This window comes from Klebsiella sp. H-Nf2, from assembly GCF_002806645.1.
Taxonomy (GTDB): domain Bacteria; phylum Pseudomonadota; class Gammaproteobacteria; order Enterobacterales; family Enterobacteriaceae; genus Klebsiella; species Klebsiella variicola.
Map to the genome: position 1 here is coordinate 730,140 of NZ_PIBL01000001.1, position 16,101 is coordinate 746,240.

Below are 16,101 nucleotides of genomic sequence, written 5' to 3' on the forward strand. Positions count from 1 at the left end.
CGCTGAAGATGGCCTCTTGTTAACGATTCAATCTCTGATGCATGAAATCAATAAGCGCTCTTGTTTTTGCCGGCAAGTAACGCCGATCTGAATACAGGGCGAACAATTGCAAGGGGGCTGCCGATTGTTCAAATTCAATCTCGATTAACCGCCCATCATCAATATAGGGTTGGCAGGCTTGTTTCGATAGGATGGCAAAACCGACACCTGAGATGGCCGCTCGCCCTGCCATCTCTCCGCTGTTGACCCGATAACGACCGTTAACCTTGATCGTCTCGAATCCGCCCTTTTTATTCACAAACTGCCAGGGAGCACCTTTAAGCGCATTCACCGTTGTAATACAGGGTAATTCTTCAAATTGCTGTATACGAGAAGGCGTGCCATAACGCTGGATGACGGAGGGGGCCGCAACGATGGTGCAAGGGATCGTCACCAGATGACGGGCGATGTAGTCACTGTCATCCATCTGACCACGGCTAACAATGACAGCTAAATCCAGATCATCTCGCAGGGATTCATAACCCGACAAATTTGTGACGCAACTTATCTCCAGGTCCGGATGCTGACAGGCGAAATCAGCAACAACAGAGCCCAGCAATACAGGTCCGATTTCATTGGGAATACAGATACGTAATGGCCCCTTCAATTGCATTTGTCGCAACGTTAATTCGGTTTCAGTTTGCTCAAGTGCTTCCAGTAATGGCTTCGCCCGGGTATAGAGTAGATGCCCCGCCTGTGTGAGTTTCATATGTCGGGTGCTGCGTTCAATGAGCTGAAGATTCAGTTTGTCTTCTAACTGAGAAATGCAACGGCTCACATTTGATGTCGGCATTTCCAGGGCTTTCGATGCCCCCACAAAACTGTCTCTTTCCACCACAGCAATGAAGATTTTCAGCGCATTAAAGTCCAGGACTGGCCGCATCAACTATCCCACATATGATAATAATGAGTGCCATTTTTACCATCTAATCGACAAGTTTGATAGCAGTTAAGCTAGGATATCTTTCATCCACAGGTCGCTTGCTATGCCACTGGTCACCACAACATTTAATCAAAAGACGCTCATTCGGATTGCTATGGTAATCGCTTTTGTCCAGTTTATTAATGCGCTGGAATATATGATGTTCAGCCCTGTTTTTACATTTATGGCTGCTGATTTCGCTGTTCCCGTCACCTTCTCAGGCTATGTATCCGGTATGTACACATCTGGAGCCGTCCTGTCAGGAATTATCGCCTTTTACTGGGTTGATCGTTGCAATAAGAAGCATTTTTTAATCGCTAATATGGTACTGCTAGCCATGGCGACACTGTTGACGACATTGACCACCCGTTTTCCTCTTCTTCTTACATTGCGCTTCTTAGCAGGACTGGTTGGAGGTACGACAATGGCTGTGGGGATCACTATTTTGATAAACCACACACCGGCTGACTTGCGCGGAAAAATGTTGGCGACGGTGATTGCGTCATTTTCGATGGTCAGCATTGTGGGGATGCCCGCTGTACTATTTTTGTGTACTCATTACGGTTGGCATGTCGCGTTGTGGTTAATCTGCACACTGTGTTGGTTGGCATTGCCACTGATCGTCTTCATCATTCCTCAGGATCCCGTCACTTTCGACACATCCCACGCGCTGCCCCTCGATGTAGATACTTTACTGTTTGCTTCCGGTAATGCGCTGGTACAGTTTAGTCCAATGCTGATCATTCCTGTCCTGGCGCCATTAATGACGCAGCTGTTGGGGGCTTCTCAAGGTCTGCTGCCCTGGTTGTTCTTCGGCGGGGGTCTGGCAGGGTATCTGTCTACCAGAATGACAGGTGCATTAACCTCTCGTTTTTCTGCTTTGAGTTTGGCGACCGGGTCAACCCTCGTTTTTATCCTGAGCTTGCTGATCCCCCTGCTGGGCTATCCGCATCCGGCGCTATTTATTACGTTATTTCTCGGCGCAGCTTACAGTCGTCTGGTGTCATCGTCGGCGGTGACGATTCAGTTTCCTGATAACAACCAACGAGCGGGATTCTCTTCATTACAGACATCCATGATGTATCTGATGACGACTGCCGCATTTTTCCTGTCTGCTTTTCTGTTACCTGACCATCGTATGGCGCTACAAAATATGGACACGCTGTTGGCGGTATGTGCAATTACCGCATCAGGAACCCCAGTTATTGTCATCGTTTTGCAAAAGAAACTGGCTAAGCGTACGTTCGTGCGCGATCGTTTCATCACTAAGTAGTATACCCTCCGCGGGTTGCTCATTTTTAAACGAAAAAAACAGGGGCATACGCCCCTGCGTGGCTACCGCCGGCTCAGGGCCAGCTTCGCGGCAAACAACAGAAACAGGCAGCCGGTTGTCCGGTCCATCCATTTCACCACGGCTGGTTTTTTCAGGATGCCGGCGGCATAGCGAGTGGCAGTAATCAGCGTTAATGACCACAGCGTCCCAATCAATACATGGATGGTGACAAGGAGAAAGGTCCAGCTGATGGGTGAATGCCCGGCGGGGATAAACTGGGGCAAAAACGAAACGTAGAAGACACCCATTTTGGGATTAAGCGCATTCCCCAACATCCCACGCAGGAACCAGTTACTTGTGGAATTGGATTCGGCCGGGTGGGTGTTAAATTGCTGGCGTGGGCGCAGGAGCAACTGGATGCCCAGCCAACAAAGGTATCCTGCTCCGCACCATTTCAATAAGGTATAAGCCAATTCAGAAACCGCCAGTAGCGCACCTAAACCAAAGGCCACCAGCGCGCCCCAGATAAAGCATCCAAGATCAATGCCTAACGCGGCATGCAAGGCTTTGCGTCCACCTTCAGCGGTCGCCGTGCGGAGAATAAGAGCAGTATCAAGACCTGGCGTCAGGGTAAGCAGTGTGGCAGCGAGGGTGTAAGCAAGAAGTGAATCAGTGACGAGCATTTCCTGTCTCCGAAAGAGACAAGGCTACTGAAGCGTTCACATTTTTGCAACAACAATGTTCACCCTGCTCCACTTTTACCCAGGCGTCTACCTGACGCAACTCAGCCCATAACTGAGGACCACTCGGTTATGGGCTGAGTTGCAGGACTAGCTCAACGCCATTGATAAAATAATACAGGGGTAAGTTAGCTCACTTTAATATCATCAAGGTCGATATCCTCTTCTTCGTGATCATGAGTAACCATCACATCACGCGGAATATCTTTTTTGATGACAGCATAAACCGTGGCGGTAACAACAATATTCACCAGCAGGGCCATAATGCCAGCCATCGGGTGTGACATGGTGGGGATCATCAGTACCCCACTAAAATAAACTGCTCTCTTCATCAGGGCTTAACCACGTTCAGCAGATAGCCTTTACTGAAATAGCTTGCTGGAGCTATCATGCTTCCATACATTCCACCATTAATAGTTATTTTTATGGGGCCAGGTTTGGTTGCGACACCATAGACTTCAACACAATTATGATCTGTAGTATCCGTTGTGGCCTTTGTAATTACCGATTCAGGCAATTTACAATTACGTAAAGAAATACCTGCATCATCGGGAACAACACTCCCTACTTTTCTTTGCGGCCCACCAATAACGCGCCCGCCCAGAATCTTAATTTTAAAAAAATACGGCTTCCCTACTAGTGCTTCTGTTAATGCCTCATTACCTGGGATATACTCAGCGTTTGGGCTTAATAACTTGCAGCCAGAAATAGACAGAAGAAATAAGATTAGCAAAGAACGTATGCATATCATAACTATACCAGTGGTTTAAAAACCACCCCCCCAAAGAATCGACGAATGAAGAAAGATAAATCTTTTCGAGACTTAATTTGTTGTGACACATCTCCCCATGAGAAAAGATTTAATCCTACAAAACCGTCATTCCCTTGGGTCACAGGTCCATTCCAGACAATCCAGTGGGTGGGATAGGTTGTATGCTCGAACATACTATCTCTTAATAAACTATCGTTGATAAGGGTAACAACTTTATAACCTTTATTAATATATTCATTTAAGTCACGAATCCCTTGAATACCTGCTTGTGTGATTCCTACATTACTGAACACCCTTTCATAACCTGCTTTTTCAAACCATGTCGTCAGAGTTGGCCACATGGTGATCCCTGCTACTGGAGAATCGAGAGTATCGAAGCTCAGCACTGCATTCTCTGAATCCCTCAGACCAGCCAGCGTCATCCAGTCAAGGCCAGAGATATTGTCATAAAAATGACCCGAGGGATGGCGACATCCCTCACCTGGCTCTATCTCAAGTTCACCGATTTTGGTTTTCCCATATCGCCACAGTTCCCTGGCGGCCTGGGCATATACATCAGGACGGTCTTGTTGCAGACAGTAAAAGAATGCAGCAGGACCGCACACGCTCGCTCCTGATTGAGAAGGATATGAGAGACTGTAGAATCTGTCCTGAATTTCTGCTTCTATCTTCTTTTTTTCAAACGGATCTTGTGGTGAACCTATGGGATACTCTTGTGCAATAAATGGACGTTCCGGGATAGTGATTCTTATCTCCTTTGTTTCCCCACCCTCGCTTGCAGGTTTCATTGTTCCTTTTGTCTCAAAATAACAGAGGTTCTCTCGCTTTACCGGAGACCAGGCGTTACCTGATGCAAAGGCTTCAAGTGTGTACATTTTGGTGAATGGAACGGGGGTCACACAGACCGTATGCAACATGGTTTTGCGGTAAAGATTCATTTCCATAATATAAATTGTCGAGAGTGACTCATCTATATTTCCGGTCATATGAGTTTGTGTTTCATAAGTTCCAGGAAACGGCTGCTGTTTCACATCTACCAGGAGATATTTATTCCTGTGAGAGTCCATACGATAAATACAGAGGTCATAAAGCAAAGAATCAGTCGGGACATTAGAGTTTATTCGGGTACTAAGCTGGTAAACCGTCATCATTAATCCCTCAATGTTTAAGTGGCTATCCTTGCCGGCATCATACAACAATCACACCTAACCCACATCACCCGTTATTGATCACTCTGTTCAACACTTGAAGGCGCGGGAGTGATGATGTCAATCTGCAAAGGATCTTTATCTGACAGCGTCTGCCATGAGGTGTCCTCCCCCCGTTTATCGCTTCAACTCGTCCTGCCACAGCGGGGATGACGCCAGCTGCTGGCATACCGCGTCGATAAATACTCGGGTCTTGGCGGGAACCAGCGTGCCGGGAGGCATCAGGGCATAAACGCTAACCCGCGCCGCGCTGCGCCAGTCGGGCAGCACGCGGACCAGTTCCCCGCACTGCACCGCCTGATTAACCATCCATCCCGGCAGCAGTGCGATCCCGGTTGCGCGAATGACCGCCGTCAGCAACGCTTCACTGATATTGGTGGTGAGGGGGCCAGCTGGCGTCACCTGGATATGCTCCCGACCATTCTCGAGGATCCAGTAGGGCCAGTCCGGATGGTGGGTAAAGCCGAGACACCGATGGACTGCCAGTTGCTCAGGATGAGTTGGTTCACCGTAGCATTGCAGATAGGCCGGCGAAGCAATCAGCTGGCTGCGAAATGCCCCCAGCTCGCGCCCGGTTAAGGTACTGTCCCGCACGTTTCCCAGGCGGATCACCGCATCAAACCCCTCCGCGACAATATCGACCCGTCGATCGAGAAAATGGGCATCAAGGCGAATATCCGGATACGCCTGCAGGAAATCAGGAAACATCGGGGCAATCAGCTCCCGGCCAAAGGTCACCGGCAGCGAGACCCGCAACGTTCCCTGCGGGGTGGCAGCAAAATCCCCGACTTCCCGGCTGGCGGCGCTGAGCTCATCCAGCGCCGTGCGGGCGCGCTGCAAAAACCAGGTTCCGGCTTCAGTCAGCGTTACGCTGCGGGTGGTACGCACCAACAACCGGACGCCCAGTTTTTTTTCAAGGTGGCTGACCCGGCGGGAAATCACCGATGCATCCCGCTCCAGCCTGAGGCTGGCCCCGATAAAACTCCCTGCCTCAGCCACACAGACAAACGCCATCAGCTCATCAAATTCATCGAACATGATTCCTGCACCCTGCACATTAATCATTTGCAAAGAAGGATGATTATCAGCGATCTGTTCGGCTATTAACATAGCGGCTCTTCAACTTACAGTGAGAGAAGCCTATGAAAACGTTTTTGAGTATTGGGTCCGGTCCTGGGATGGGAATGGCGACGGCCTCACGGTTTGCCGGTGAGGGATTCAGGGTGATGCTGTCCTCTCGCAATAAAAGCAATGTGGCTGCGCAGGCCGACCAGCTGAGAGCGGCAGGATTTGCCGCGGAAGGCCGCGTGGCGGACGCCAGCGATATCACCAGTATCGTGGATCTCATTCGCGAGGTAGAGGTGGAAACCGGCGGCGTGGATGTGCTGCATTTCAACGCCGCGGCCATGCATGACGGTAATCTGGAGACCCAGTCGGTGGCAGGCTTCATCGAGGATCTCACCACCAATATTGGCGCGGTATATGCCGCCATCAAAGCGGTCTCTCCGCGGATGGCCGCGCGTGGAGAAGGCGCGATCCTGCTGACTGGCGGGATGTTTGCCACTCAGCCCCACCCGGAGTATCTGACGCTGAGCGTCGGCAAAGCCGGGCTGCTTAATCTGACGCATGGCCTTTTCCCGGTATTGAAAACGCAAAATATTCATCTTTCCATCGTGACGGTGGGGGCCTACGTCACGCCGGGCTCCGCCGAAGCCCGGGAGATTGCCGATCTGTTCTGGCAGCAATACCGCCAGCCATCAGCGCAATGGACAGCGGAAGCGTTTTATCCCGCCCCACACCATCAGTAACCTTCCCCGGCCGTCGCCCGGCGTCCGGGAGCCATCGCCCGGACGTGCGGAAAAAACGTCATCCATCGCTTGCTTTCCCTGTCACCTCGGATCAGGATACGACGATATTCATGGAGGCTATGTGATGAAATATTTTATCGGTATGGCGGTGACGTTATTGTTGAGCACGCCGGTGCTGGCGGCGGGCGAGCTTGAGATTAACCAGTCTCCCCTGACGCTGGTGCTGAGCGACCAGAATCAGGCACGGGTCTCTTCCTGTGCCGATTTCATTGCGCTGCGTAAAGCGGGAGAGACCGTCGATGCGCTGCCCGGGCTTTCCGACCCGGATGGCCGCGCGGCGGAAGCGGCGTTATTCTCCTGCTGGCTACAGGCCTACACCATCGATCACACGTTATTCCCCACTGCCGCGCCGAAACCAACCCTGGCTGACGTGGTTCAGCACTTTCCTGCCAGCGCGGCGTTTATCGTCAGCGATGACGAAAAGCAGGACGTTGCCAAAAACTTTGTAGGGAAAACCATCGCCGACTATACCCCGGACCTGAAAGCCAGGGACGATCGTCTGGAATCAGCGGCCAGCGCCAGCGGTTATGTGCTGGATGAGTATTATGCGTTTACCGATAAGCAAGGGCATCAGCTCAACATTGTCGCTCTGGTGGGCTACGCCATCGGCGGCACGGCGAGCGTAAAAAGCTACTATCGCATCGATGACACGCACGCCCGCGTCTGGAGCGTCACCCAGCTCGATGAGAACAGCCCGCTGTAAGCAAGGGTTCCCTCTGCGGCGATACCGCAGAGGATTTTCCGTTTACCTGGCCAGCCACTGACGCCAGCCGCCCCAGGCGGTGATCTCCGTGGCATCTCCCAGCCCGGCGGCTTCGCAGATAAAACCCGTCACCCAGCGGCCATCGGCCAGCTCAACCTGTCCCAGCCCCAGCGGCGCGGGAATAGCGGCCAGCAGTGACCCCACCTCGGCGCTGGGTATCTCCCACACTTCCACCGCTATCGCGGCCCCGTCGCGCTCGTCACGCACCATCGCCGGGCGCTTGCCATCCGCGAGGGCGTACAAACGATAGCGTGGCGCGCTGTGGGTCGCCTGCAGCAACCGGCCGCCCCGCGTCAGCAATTGACCGTTTAACGGCAGACCGGCCAGATGCGCCCCGCATACCGCCAGGGCCATCCGATCATGGCCCGCGGGGTGCGCAGGCGGCGGGCTCTCCAGCCGCGCGCCGCCAGCCAGAGGCAGCCGCTCCGCGCGCTGGAAGGCGTCGGCCAGGCTCAGCAAATACTGATCGGTAAACGCCCGGCCAAACAGCGTGACGCCGGAGGGCAATCCGTCAGGCATAAACCCGCACGGCACACTCACCGCCGCATAGTCCAGCAGGTTCATAAAGTTGGTGTAGTAGCCCAGATCGGCGTTGCGGGCGATGGGCTCCGCCGCCAGCTCGTCGAGCGTCACCGGGCGCGGAAAGGTTGGCGTCAGCACGCAGTCCAGCGTATCAAGGATGGCATCGCACTGCGCTTTATAACCCTGCAGCTGATACATCGCCTTAAAGGTCGCCGTCGCGTCGATATCAGGCGCTTTCGCCAGCACGTCGCGAATCACCGGCAGGACGGCATCCGGCTGCTGTTCAATCAGCGGCCCTGCCACCGCATAGCGTTCAGCAACCCACGGTCCGTCATACAGCAGGCGGGCGGCGGCCAGAAGTGGCGCGAAATCGATCGCTACCGGCACGCCGCCGAGCGCCGTCAGCCGCTGCACGGCCTGGGCGAACAGCGCTTCGCTGGCGCGGCAACCGAGGAAGTTCAGCGCCTGCGGGACGCCAAAGCGAAACCCGGCGGACGGCCTGCCAAAGGCCTGCCGGCTGTTCCACTGAGGATTGCGGCGGCTGTAGCTATCCTGCGGATCGGTCCGGGCAACCAGCGCCAACAGCTGGCTGGCCTCGTCGGCGGTAGCGCTGAAAAAGGTCACACAGTCCAGCGTGCGACAGGCAGGGACGACCCCGGCGGTGGAGATCAACCCTTTCGTCGCTTTCAGCCCCACCAGGTTATTCAGCCCGGCCGGAACGCGACCGCTGCCAGCGGTGTCGGTCCCCAGCGCGAAGCTGGCGACACCCAGGGCTACCGCCAGCGCGGAGCCGGCGCTGGAGCCACCGGAGGGGTAATCCGGGTGATACGCGTTGCGGCAACGTCCGTACGGCGAACGGGTTCCGTTCAGGCCGGTGGCAAACTGATCGAGATTGGTTTTGCCCACCGGCACCGCTCCCAGCGCAATCAGCTGCGCGACAATGGTCGCGCTTTGCGTCGGTCGGTATGCAAACGCCGGGCAGGCAGCGGTCGTGAGGATCTCCGCAAGGTCAATATTATCTTTGATCGCGAACGGCACGCCATACAGCGGGAGCGTCTCTGGCGAATGGCCTTCCAGCGCCGTGAGAAACGGCGCCTGCTCCGCTTCGCTCAGGAGATGGATAAACAGATTAAATTCGGGATTCAGCGCTTCCGCCCGCTGGCGGATCGCCGCCAACAGCGCCCGCGGGGTGGTGTTGCCGTTACGATAGTTCGCCGCCAGGGTCGCCAGGCGTAAATCAAACGTCTGCTGCATCATGCCTTCTCCTCAATAATCACTGCCACCCGTTGCCCGGCACGCACCGCGCTGCCTGGCTGCACATTGACCTGCTGAACCCTGCCATCGCACGGCGCCAGCAGCGGGATCTCCATTTTCATCGACTCAAGCACCACCAGCACATCACCGGCGCGCACCAGACGACCGGCCTCGGTCTGTACCTGCCACAAATTACCGGATACCGGGCTTTCCACCCCCTGCTCGCCCGGCTGCAGCGGCGCATCGCCCGCTTCTTCTGCCGCGCTCTCCTGACTGTCGAAATGGGCCTGGCCGCTGGCGATCCAGCGATCGCGTTCGGCGTTAAACGCCCGCTGCTGATGGTCGCGAAATGCGTCAATGCTCTGCGCCTCGCGAGCGAGAAACTGCTGGTATTCCGCCAGCCGCAGCGTGCTGTGTTCGATGCGCAGCGGATAGCGACCGAGCGGGAAATCGCGGCGAATCTCCAGCAGTTCTTCCGCCGAAACCGGATAGAAACGCAGCTGGTCGAAAAAGCGCAGCAGCCAAGGCTTGCCGGCAAAATCGGCCACCTCGTGATAGCGATTCCACATCTGCAGAGTGCGGCCGACAAACTGATAGCCGCCCGGGCCTTCCATGCCGTAGACGCACAGATACGCCCCGCCGATGCCCACCGAGTTTTCCGCCGTCCAGGTTCGCGCCGGGTTGTACTTGGTGGTGACCAGCCGATGGCGCGGATCAAGAGGCGTGGCCACCGGCGCGCCGAGATAGACATCGCCGAGGCCCATCACCAGATAGCTGGCGTCAAACACCGTGTTCCATACGGCCTGCTCATCCGGCAGATCGTTTATCCGGCGAATAAACTCGAGGTTGCTTGGGCACCACGGGGCGTCCGGGCGGACGGTGGTCATATATTTGTCGATCGCCTTGCGGCAGGCCGGATCGTCCCAGGAAAGCGGGAGATGCACGACCCGCGTTGGAACCTGCAGATCGTCGCTGATGCAGACCGTGGTCCACTCCCCGCTGACCCACGCCAGCAGGGTCTCCAGCGCCAGCGTTTCCGGCTGGAAATGCAGCTGCAGCGAGCGGATCCCCGGCGTGATATCGATGATCCCTTCCCGGGCTTGCCCTTCAAGGGCCTGCATCAGGGCATGGATGCGAAAACGCAGCACCAGATCCAGCTCCGCCTCACCGGCCTCCAGCAGCAGATGGGTATCGCCGGAGAGGCGCGCCACCAGACGTTTGTCGGCGTCACCGCAGGTCATCACCACCGGCGAGGTGAGCGGCACAGGCTGCCAGGCAACGTCCTGCGCCTGCAGGGTCGCCAGCTCCGCGCGACGACCTGCCGCCAGCCGCCGGGCGGTGGGGACGTCCACCGCCACAAAGCGCACTTTATCCCCCGCCTTAAGCTGGCCCAGTTGCCAGAGATCGGCTTCGATAACCGTGACCGGGCAGACGAAGCCTCCGAGGCTTGGGCCGTCCGGCCCGAGGATCACCGGCATATCGCCGGTAAAATCCACGGCCCCCACGGCATAGGGGTTGTCATGAATATTCGACGGATGCAGCCCGGCTTCGCCGCCGCTGTCACGGGTCCAGACCGGCTTAGGCCCGATCAGGCGCACGCCGGTGCGGCTGGAGTTAAAATGCACTTCCCAGTCGGTGGCAAAAAAGGTCGCCATATACGCCGGGGCAAAGAACTCCGGTGCGCCGTGGGGACCATAAATCACCCGCAGCGTACGGACGTCCGTCAGCGCGGTGCGCAGCCCTGCGGGAAGCGCTGCGCCTTCCCCTGTCTCAGCCAAAGGCGCAAGATGCAGTACGTCGCCAGCGCGTAGCGCCCGTCCGCCGTGGCCGCCAAACTGACCGAGGGTAAAGGTGCTTTTACTGCCCAGGTACTCCGGCACCTGAATACCGCCGCGCAGGCAGAGATAGCTTCTGACGCCTGGTCCGTTTATTGCCCCCAGCCTGAGGGTCGCCCCCGCCGGAATAGTGAATACGCAGTTCATGTCCTGCCCGGCGCCATCGAGCGTGACGGCCAGCGGCGCGCCGCAGACCGCCGCCTGTACGGCGGTATTAAATTTCAGGGTGGGTCCGCTAAGGGTGATCTCCAGCGCGGCGTCGCCTTCGGCATTGCCCAGCAGACGGTTGCCCAGGCGCAGCGCCCGGTCATCCATCGGGCCCGAGGGCGGTACACCCACCGCCCAGTACCCCAGACGTCCCGGATAGTCCTGGACGCTGGTCTGGGTGCCAGCGCTCAGAACCTCCACGGTATCCGCCCGGTAGCGCAACTGCTCCAGGCAGCGGGTCCAGGGTTCTCCGGCGGTAAACGGCGCAAAGCCGAGGATCTGCTGCAGGTACAGGCGGTTGGTTTCGACGCCATACAGGCGGGTCTCCGCCAGGGCCTGCGCCAGGCCGGCGATCGCCTCATCGCGGCTGGGGCGCCAGACGATAGCTTTCGCCAGCAGCGGGTCGAAAAACGGCGGCACTTCACAGCCGGCTTCCACCCAGCGGTCGATGCGCAGGGTGGCGCCGTCCGCTGGCGGAAACCAGACGTCGGTTAACAGTCCAGGCGAAGGCTGAAACTGGCGGCCAGGATCTTCGGCGTAAATTCGCGCCTGAATAGCATGGCCCCGGGGCTGTAGCCCGGCGGCCAGCTCGCTCAGCGGCGGTAAATCCCCTGCGGCCAGGGCGATCATCCAGCGCACCAGGTCCACGCCCCACACCTGCTCCGTAACGCCGTGCTCCACCTGCAGGCGGGTATTGACCTCAAGGAAATAGAAGCGCTGCGCCGCACTGTCGTAGACAAACTCCACCGTCCCGGCGCTACGGTAGTTCACCGCTTTCCCGAGGGCAATGGCCGCGCTACACAGCGCCTGCGCCATCCCTTCCGGCAGATTCGGCGCCGGGGTCTCTTCAATCACTTTCTGGTTACGCCGCTGCAGCGAGCAGTCGCGCACGCCGAGGGCGATAACCTCCCCCTCACCGTCGCCGAAGATCTGCACCTCCAGGTGACGGGCGCGTTCGATATATTTTTCGAGAAACACCCCGGCGTCGCTGAAGTTGTTTTGCCCCAGCCGCTGCACCGTGGCAAAGGCCTCGCTCAGTTCGCGGGCGTCGCGGCAGACGCGCATGCCAATCCCCCCGCCGCCCGCCGTGCTCTTGAGCATCACCGGGTAGCCCACCGCCTCAGCCGCCTGGCAGGCTTCCTCGCTGTCGGCCAGCAGTTCACTGCCCTCCAGCAGCGGCACGCCCTCCGCCTTCGCCAGCCCGCGAGCGGTATGTTTCAGGCCGAAGGTACGCAGCTGTTGCGGGGTCGGGCCAACAAACGCCAGTCCCGCCGCCTCACAGGCTTCGGCGAAGGCGGCGTTTTCCGACAGAAAGCCGTAGCCGGGATGGATGGCGCGGGCGCCGCTCCGCAGCGCGGCGGCAATGATCTTCTCTACCACCAGATAAGTTTGCGCTGCCGGGCCCTCGCCAAGGCTGAGCGCTTCATCCGCTTCGCGGACGTGCAGACTGCTCAGGTCGGCTTCGGCGTAAACGGCAACCCCCTTCACCTGCATGGCGCGCAGGGTACGTAAAATGCGGCAGGCTATCGCCCCGCGGTTGGCAATCAGTAAGGTATCAAACATAAGCGGAACTCACAGCGTAGCGGGTCGTCCCGCAACAATTCGTCTTTCCCTGAGGTCGTCCCCGGGGGAACCGGCGCTTAAACGTGGCGCATCGGTGTGTGATTCAGGCGGTCGGCGCGAACGGCGAACAGCCGAAAGGCCAGCAAACGCCAGCGCTGCCAGCGGGTCAGTTCCATACCAGCACCTCGGCGGGGGTCGGGTTCCAGCCGTTGCAGGGATTGTTGAGCTGCGGACAGTTGGAGATCAGCACCATGGCGTTACACTCCGCGCGCAGTTCAACGTATTTTCCCGCCGCCGAGATGCCATCCGCGAAGGTCAGACCGCCCTCCGGCGTCACCGGCACGTTCATAAAGAAGTTAATGTTGGCGCCGATATCGCGCTTATGCAGGCGGCCATCGTGCTGACAGGCGCAGAGAAAATTGTCCCGGCAGCTGTGCATATAGCGCTTGTCGAGGGCGTAGCGCACAGTGTTGCTCTCCTGGGCGCAGGCGCCGCCGAGGGTATCGTGCCGCCCGCAGGTATCAGCCACGATGGTCATCAGCGGATGACCAAGGTTGGAATAGAGCACGCTGCCGGCGGTCAGGTAGGCGTTCCCCTGGCGGCGCAGCGTGCGCTGCGCATCGTAGCGCTCGCGCGGGTTGTCGGCGTTGTAAAACAGGGTATCAATCGCCTGATTACCTTCGAGATCGAGCAGGCGCAGGGTCTGCCCTTTTTTAACCTCAAACAGCCAGGGTTCCCCGGCCGGGATCACATGGCGATAGACGGCCTCTTCCGGGCGTCGGGTACTGATGATAACGGTCATGAACGCCTCCTTACAGGGCAAAAAGTTGGGTGTTGCGGAACGCGCGCTGATTCTCATCGCGGGTCAGGAGCGCCTGGGTGGCCGCGTCCTCATCGTCGGCCTGATACCAGCTCAGCTGCACCGGACGGGGCGCATATTCTGTGGCCGGATCCTGGGGATGCGGCAGCGCGGTGAGCACCAGCAGGACGTCCATCGGGGCAAACAGCTCAACGTAATCCCCGGCGCGACTGTTGCCGGCAACAAACTGGAAACGGCCCTCGTCATCGACGGTGACTTTGCTGAAGAAGTTGACCACCATCAGCAGATCTTCCAGGCCGAGATCCCATTTGCCCATCTCCACCAGCAGGTTATCGACGCCGTTGCGGTAGAAGCCATTACGTAATTCCTGGTAGCGTCCGGCGCCATATTTGTCGTGTGTCTCTTCGGCGTTAAGGACCCCGCCGAACGGATCGTGCCAGCCGCAGCTGTCGGCGACGATCCCGGCCAGCACCCGGCCCATATCGGAGTAGAAACAGTGTCCAGCGGTCAGGCGCGCGGTATGCTGGCCCTTGAGGGTATCCGGCAGGTTCAGACGCTCACTTTTCTCATGGGGGTTGAGCATCATCATGCTGACGTTCGCCCCGCCGTCGATATCGGTCAGGCGCAGGATCTGCCCTTTGCGCAAAATCAGCGAGGTGTGCGCCCCGCCGGGAAGCCGCTCTTCGCGCAGGCTGGGAGTGGCGTGAAAAAGTACGGTCATCAATTTATCTCCTTAATGCGTAAACGTTGGTGTCGCTACCGGTGGCCAGCTGCGCCATCCGCGCCTCATTGAGCGGGATATCGTAGGTAATGCGCGCTCCCCAGGCGTTAGGCGCCTGCGGATCGATGCGCACTTTGTCGAACACCAGCAGCCGGGTGCCCAGGTTGAAGCCTTCGGCCAGGTCGTGGGTGACCATAAACACCGTCATGCGCGTTTCGCTCCACAGCTGGAGCAGCAGCGCATGCATATCTTTGCGAATGCCGGGATCCAGCGCGCCGAAGGGCTCATCGAGCAGCAGCACCCGCGGCTGCATCACGAACGCCTGGGCGATGGCCAGCCGCTGTTGCATCCCCCCGGACAACTGCGCCGGATATTTATCCAGAGCGTGCCCCAGCCCCACTTTCTCCAGCATGTGCTGGGCCTGTTGCCGGGCCTCGCGTTTTCTGCCGCCAAACAGGCGCCCCAGCAGCGGGGACGCCGGCAGCTCCAGGCCGATGGCGACGTTATCCAGCACGTTGAGATGCGGAAACACCGAATAGCGCTGGAAGACCACGCCGCGGCTGCGATCCGGCTCTGCCGCCAGCGGCTGGCCATCGAGCAGGATGTCGCCACGGGTCGGTTTTTCCTGACCGAGCAGCAGGCGTAAAAAGGTCGATTTACCACAACCGGACGCGCCGACCATCGAGCAAAACTCGCCCTCTTTCACCTGCAGATTGATGCGCTCCAGCACCACGTGGTCGCCGTACTCCTGCCAGATGTTTTTGATGTCGATAAAACTCATCCCCGGCCTCCTTCCGCCCACGGGAAACAGGCTTTGTGCAGCTGGCGCAGCGCCAGATCCATCAGCCATGCCAGCAACGTGATCCAGATGACATAGGGAATAATCACGTCCATCGCCATATAGCGCCGCACCAGGAAAATGCGGTACCCCAGCCCGGCGGTAGCGGAGATGGCCTCGGCGGAGATCAAGAACAGCCATGCTGAGCCCAGCAGCAGGCGCAGAGAGGTGATCAGCCGCGACAGCAGCTGGGGAAGCACCACCCGCAGCACCAGGGTCCAGCTATTAGCGCCGAGGGTCTGCGCCTTAATAAACAGCTCCGCCGGGATCTCCTTCGCCCGCTGCTCCAGGTCGCGCGCCAGCATTGGCGTAATGCCGATGACGATCAGCATCACTTTCGACAGCTCATCCAGGCCGAAGACGATAAACAGCACCGGCAGGATCGCCAGCGGCGGGATCATTGACACCACCGTCAGCAGTGGCGACAGCGCCGCACGGTACATCGGGAAGACGCCGGCGGCGATGCCGATACCGAGGCCGATCAGCGACGAGACGGCCAGGCCCGTCAACAGACGGCTCAGGCTGATCAGCGTATCGGCCCACAGCAGATACTCACCGCTGCGTTTGTCCGGGGTGAACGCCATCCGGTCAATGGCTGCCACCATCTGCGACAGGCCTGGCAGCAACTTGTCCTGCGGATTGGCTTCCAGCCGCACCGCCGATCCAATAAACCAGGCGGCGATCAGCACGACAAAAGGCAGCAGCATCAGCGTCAGGCGCATCCCCTTTTGGGGATAACGGTTAATGTGGCGCATG

14 protein-coding genes and 1 pseudogene are annotated in these 16,101 nt (G+C 58.0%); 3 read left to right on the forward strand and 12 right to left on the reverse strand.

Annotation, left to right across the window (positions count from 1 at the left end):
• Positions 1-19: 19 nt before the first annotated feature.
• Entirely contained in the window at positions 20-922 is a 903-nt protein-coding gene (locus CWM58_RS03640) for a LysR family transcriptional regulator (RefSeq protein ID WP_100680247.1), read from the reverse strand.
• Positions 923-1,025: 103 nt separating this feature from the next.
• On the opposite strand from CWM58_RS03640, the gene CWM58_RS03645 reads away from it, so the two are divergent.
• On the forward strand, positions 1,026-2,234 hold the full coding sequence (locus CWM58_RS03645; RefSeq protein ID WP_100680248.1) for an MFS transporter: 1,209 nt from the start codon (positions 1,026-1,028) through the stop codon (positions 2,232-2,234).
• 62 nt (positions 2,235-2,296) lie between these two features.
• Here the strand turns inward: CWM58_RS03645 and CWM58_RS03650 are convergent, their stop codons facing one another.
• The 5 genes and pseudogenes from CWM58_RS03650 to CWM58_RS03665 all read right to left on the reverse strand — a co-directional run bounded on the left by CWM58_RS03650 (position 2,297) and on the right by CWM58_RS03665 (position 5,992).
• Complete coding sequence (locus tag CWM58_RS03650) at positions 2,297-2,917, reverse strand: LysE family translocator (protein ID WP_061154568.1); 621 nt, start codon at positions 2,915-2,917, stop codon at positions 2,297-2,299.
• A gap of 185 nt (positions 2,918-3,102) precedes the next feature.
• A pseudogene (locus CWM58_RS03655) lies at positions 3,103-3,294 on the reverse strand (PTS fructose transporter subunit IIC); the annotation flags it as partial.
• A gap of 11 nt (positions 3,295-3,305) precedes the next feature.
• Positions 3,306-3,725, reverse strand: coding sequence for a hypothetical protein (locus CWM58_RS28075; RefSeq protein WP_129671014.1), 420 nt, complete (start codon positions 3,723-3,725; stop codon positions 3,306-3,308).
• Between the two features lie 2 nt (positions 3,726-3,727).
• Positions 3,728-4,894 carry a hypothetical protein gene (locus CWM58_RS03660; RefSeq protein ID WP_100680575.1) on the reverse strand — a complete coding sequence of 389 codons (1,167 nt, stop codon included), beginning with the start codon at positions 4,892-4,894 and terminating at the stop codon, positions 3,728-3,730.
• 177 nt (positions 4,895-5,071) lie between these two features.
• Entirely contained in the window at positions 5,072-5,992 is a 921-nt protein-coding gene (locus CWM58_RS03665; RefSeq protein ID WP_100680249.1) for a LysR family transcriptional regulator, read from the reverse strand.
• Between the two features lie 104 nt (positions 5,993-6,096).
• On the opposite strand from CWM58_RS03665, the gene CWM58_RS03670 reads away from it, so the two are divergent.
• Together CWM58_RS03670 and CWM58_RS03675 are read left to right on the forward strand one after the other, a co-directional pair.
• Positions 6,097-6,762, forward strand: coding sequence for an SDR family NAD(P)-dependent oxidoreductase (locus CWM58_RS03670; RefSeq protein WP_100680250.1), 666 nt, complete (start codon positions 6,097-6,099; stop codon positions 6,760-6,762).
• Between the two features lie 124 nt (positions 6,763-6,886).
• Complete coding sequence (locus CWM58_RS03675; protein WP_100680251.1) at positions 6,887-7,525, forward strand: hypothetical protein; 639 nt, start codon at positions 6,887-6,889, stop codon at positions 7,523-7,525.
• A 42-nt stretch (positions 7,526-7,567) separates the two neighbouring features.
• Here CWM58_RS03675 and atzF read toward each other — a convergent pair whose 3' ends face one another.
• The 6 genes from atzF to CWM58_RS03705 form a co-directional block, all read right to left on the reverse strand.
• Positions 7,568-9,364 carry an allophanate hydrolase gene (gene atzF / locus CWM58_RS03680; protein WP_100680252.1) on the reverse strand — a complete coding sequence of 599 codons (1,797 nt, stop codon included), beginning with the start codon at positions 9,362-9,364 and terminating at the stop codon, positions 7,568-7,570.
• On the reverse strand, positions 9,361-12,966 hold the full coding sequence (gene uca, locus CWM58_RS03685; protein ID WP_100680253.1) for an urea carboxylase: 3,606 nt from the start codon (positions 12,964-12,966) through the stop codon (positions 9,361-9,363). The genes atzF and uca overlap by 4 nt, the downstream gene beginning before the upstream one ends.
• A gap of 166 nt (positions 12,967-13,132) precedes the next feature.
• The gene (locus tag CWM58_RS03690) at positions 13,133-13,768 is read right to left on the reverse strand and encodes an urea amidolyase associated protein UAAP2 (RefSeq protein ID WP_100680254.1); all 636 of its coding nucleotides are present in this window, start codon (positions 13,766-13,768) and stop codon (positions 13,133-13,135) included.
• A 10-nt stretch (positions 13,769-13,778) separates the two neighbouring features.
• Positions 13,779-14,507 carry an urea amidolyase associated protein UAAP1 gene (locus CWM58_RS03695; RefSeq protein WP_100680255.1) on the reverse strand — a complete coding sequence of 243 codons (729 nt, stop codon included), beginning with the start codon at positions 14,505-14,507 and terminating at the stop codon, positions 13,779-13,781.
• A 4-nt stretch (positions 14,508-14,511) separates the two neighbouring features.
• Positions 14,512-15,288: an ABC transporter ATP-binding protein gene (locus tag CWM58_RS03700; RefSeq protein ID WP_012541697.1), complete on the reverse strand. Its 777-nt coding sequence runs from the start codon at positions 15,286-15,288 to the stop codon at positions 14,512-14,514.
• The gene (locus CWM58_RS03705; protein ID WP_023297641.1) at positions 15,285-16,100 is read right to left on the reverse strand and encodes an ABC transporter permease; all 816 of its coding nucleotides are present in this window, start codon (positions 16,098-16,100) and stop codon (positions 15,285-15,287) included. The genes CWM58_RS03700 and CWM58_RS03705 overlap by 4 nt, the downstream gene beginning before the upstream one ends.
• Position 16,101 lies beyond the last annotated feature (1 nt).

Coding starts and splice junctions, on each gene's coding strand:
- CWM58_RS03665 (WP_100680249.1), bottom strand. CDS start 5,992: ATGTTCGATGAATTTGATGAGCTGATGGCGTTTGTCTGTGTGGCTGAG.
- CWM58_RS03690 (WP_100680254.1), bottom strand. CDS start 13,768: ATGACCGTTATCATCAGTACCCGACGCCCGGAAGAGGCCGTCTATCGC.
- CWM58_RS03650 (WP_061154568.1), bottom strand. CDS start 2,917: ATGCTCGTCACTGATTCACTTCTTGCTTACACCCTCGCTGCCACACTG.
- CWM58_RS03675 (WP_100680251.1), top strand. CDS start 6,887: ATGAAATATTTTATCGGTATGGCGGTGACGTTATTGTTGAGCACGCCG.
- CWM58_RS03640 (WP_100680247.1), bottom strand. CDS start 922: ATGCGGCCAGTCCTGGACTTTAATGCGCTGAAAATCTTCATTGCTGTG.
- CWM58_RS03660 (WP_100680575.1), bottom strand. CDS start 4,894: ATGACGGTTTACCAGCTTAGTACCCGAATAAACTCTAATGTCCCGACT.
- CWM58_RS03670 (WP_100680250.1), top strand. CDS start 6,097: ATGAAAACGTTTTTGAGTATTGGGTCCGGTCCTGGGATGGGAATGGCG.
- CWM58_RS03645 (WP_100680248.1), top strand. CDS start 1,026: ATGCCACTGGTCACCACAACATTTAATCAAAAGACGCTCATTCGGATT.
- CWM58_RS03705 (WP_023297641.1), bottom strand. CDS start 16,100: ATGCGCCACATTAACCGTTATCCCCAAAAGGGGATGCGCCTGACGCTG.
- CWM58_RS03700 (WP_012541697.1), bottom strand. CDS start 15,288: ATGAGTTTTATCGACATCAAAAACATCTGGCAGGAGTACGGCGACCAC.
- CWM58_RS03695 (WP_100680255.1), bottom strand. CDS start 14,507: ATGACCGTACTTTTTCACGCCACTCCCAGCCTGCGCGAAGAGCGGCTT.
- atzF (WP_100680252.1), bottom strand. CDS start 9,364: ATGATGCAGCAGACGTTTGATTTACGCCTGGCGACCCTGGCGGCGAAC.
- uca (WP_100680253.1), bottom strand. CDS start 12,966: ATGTTTGATACCTTACTGATTGCCAACCGCGGGGCGATAGCCTGCCGC.
- CWM58_RS28075 (WP_129671014.1), bottom strand. CDS start 3,725: ATGATATGCATACGTTCTTTGCTAATCTTATTTCTTCTGTCTATTTCT.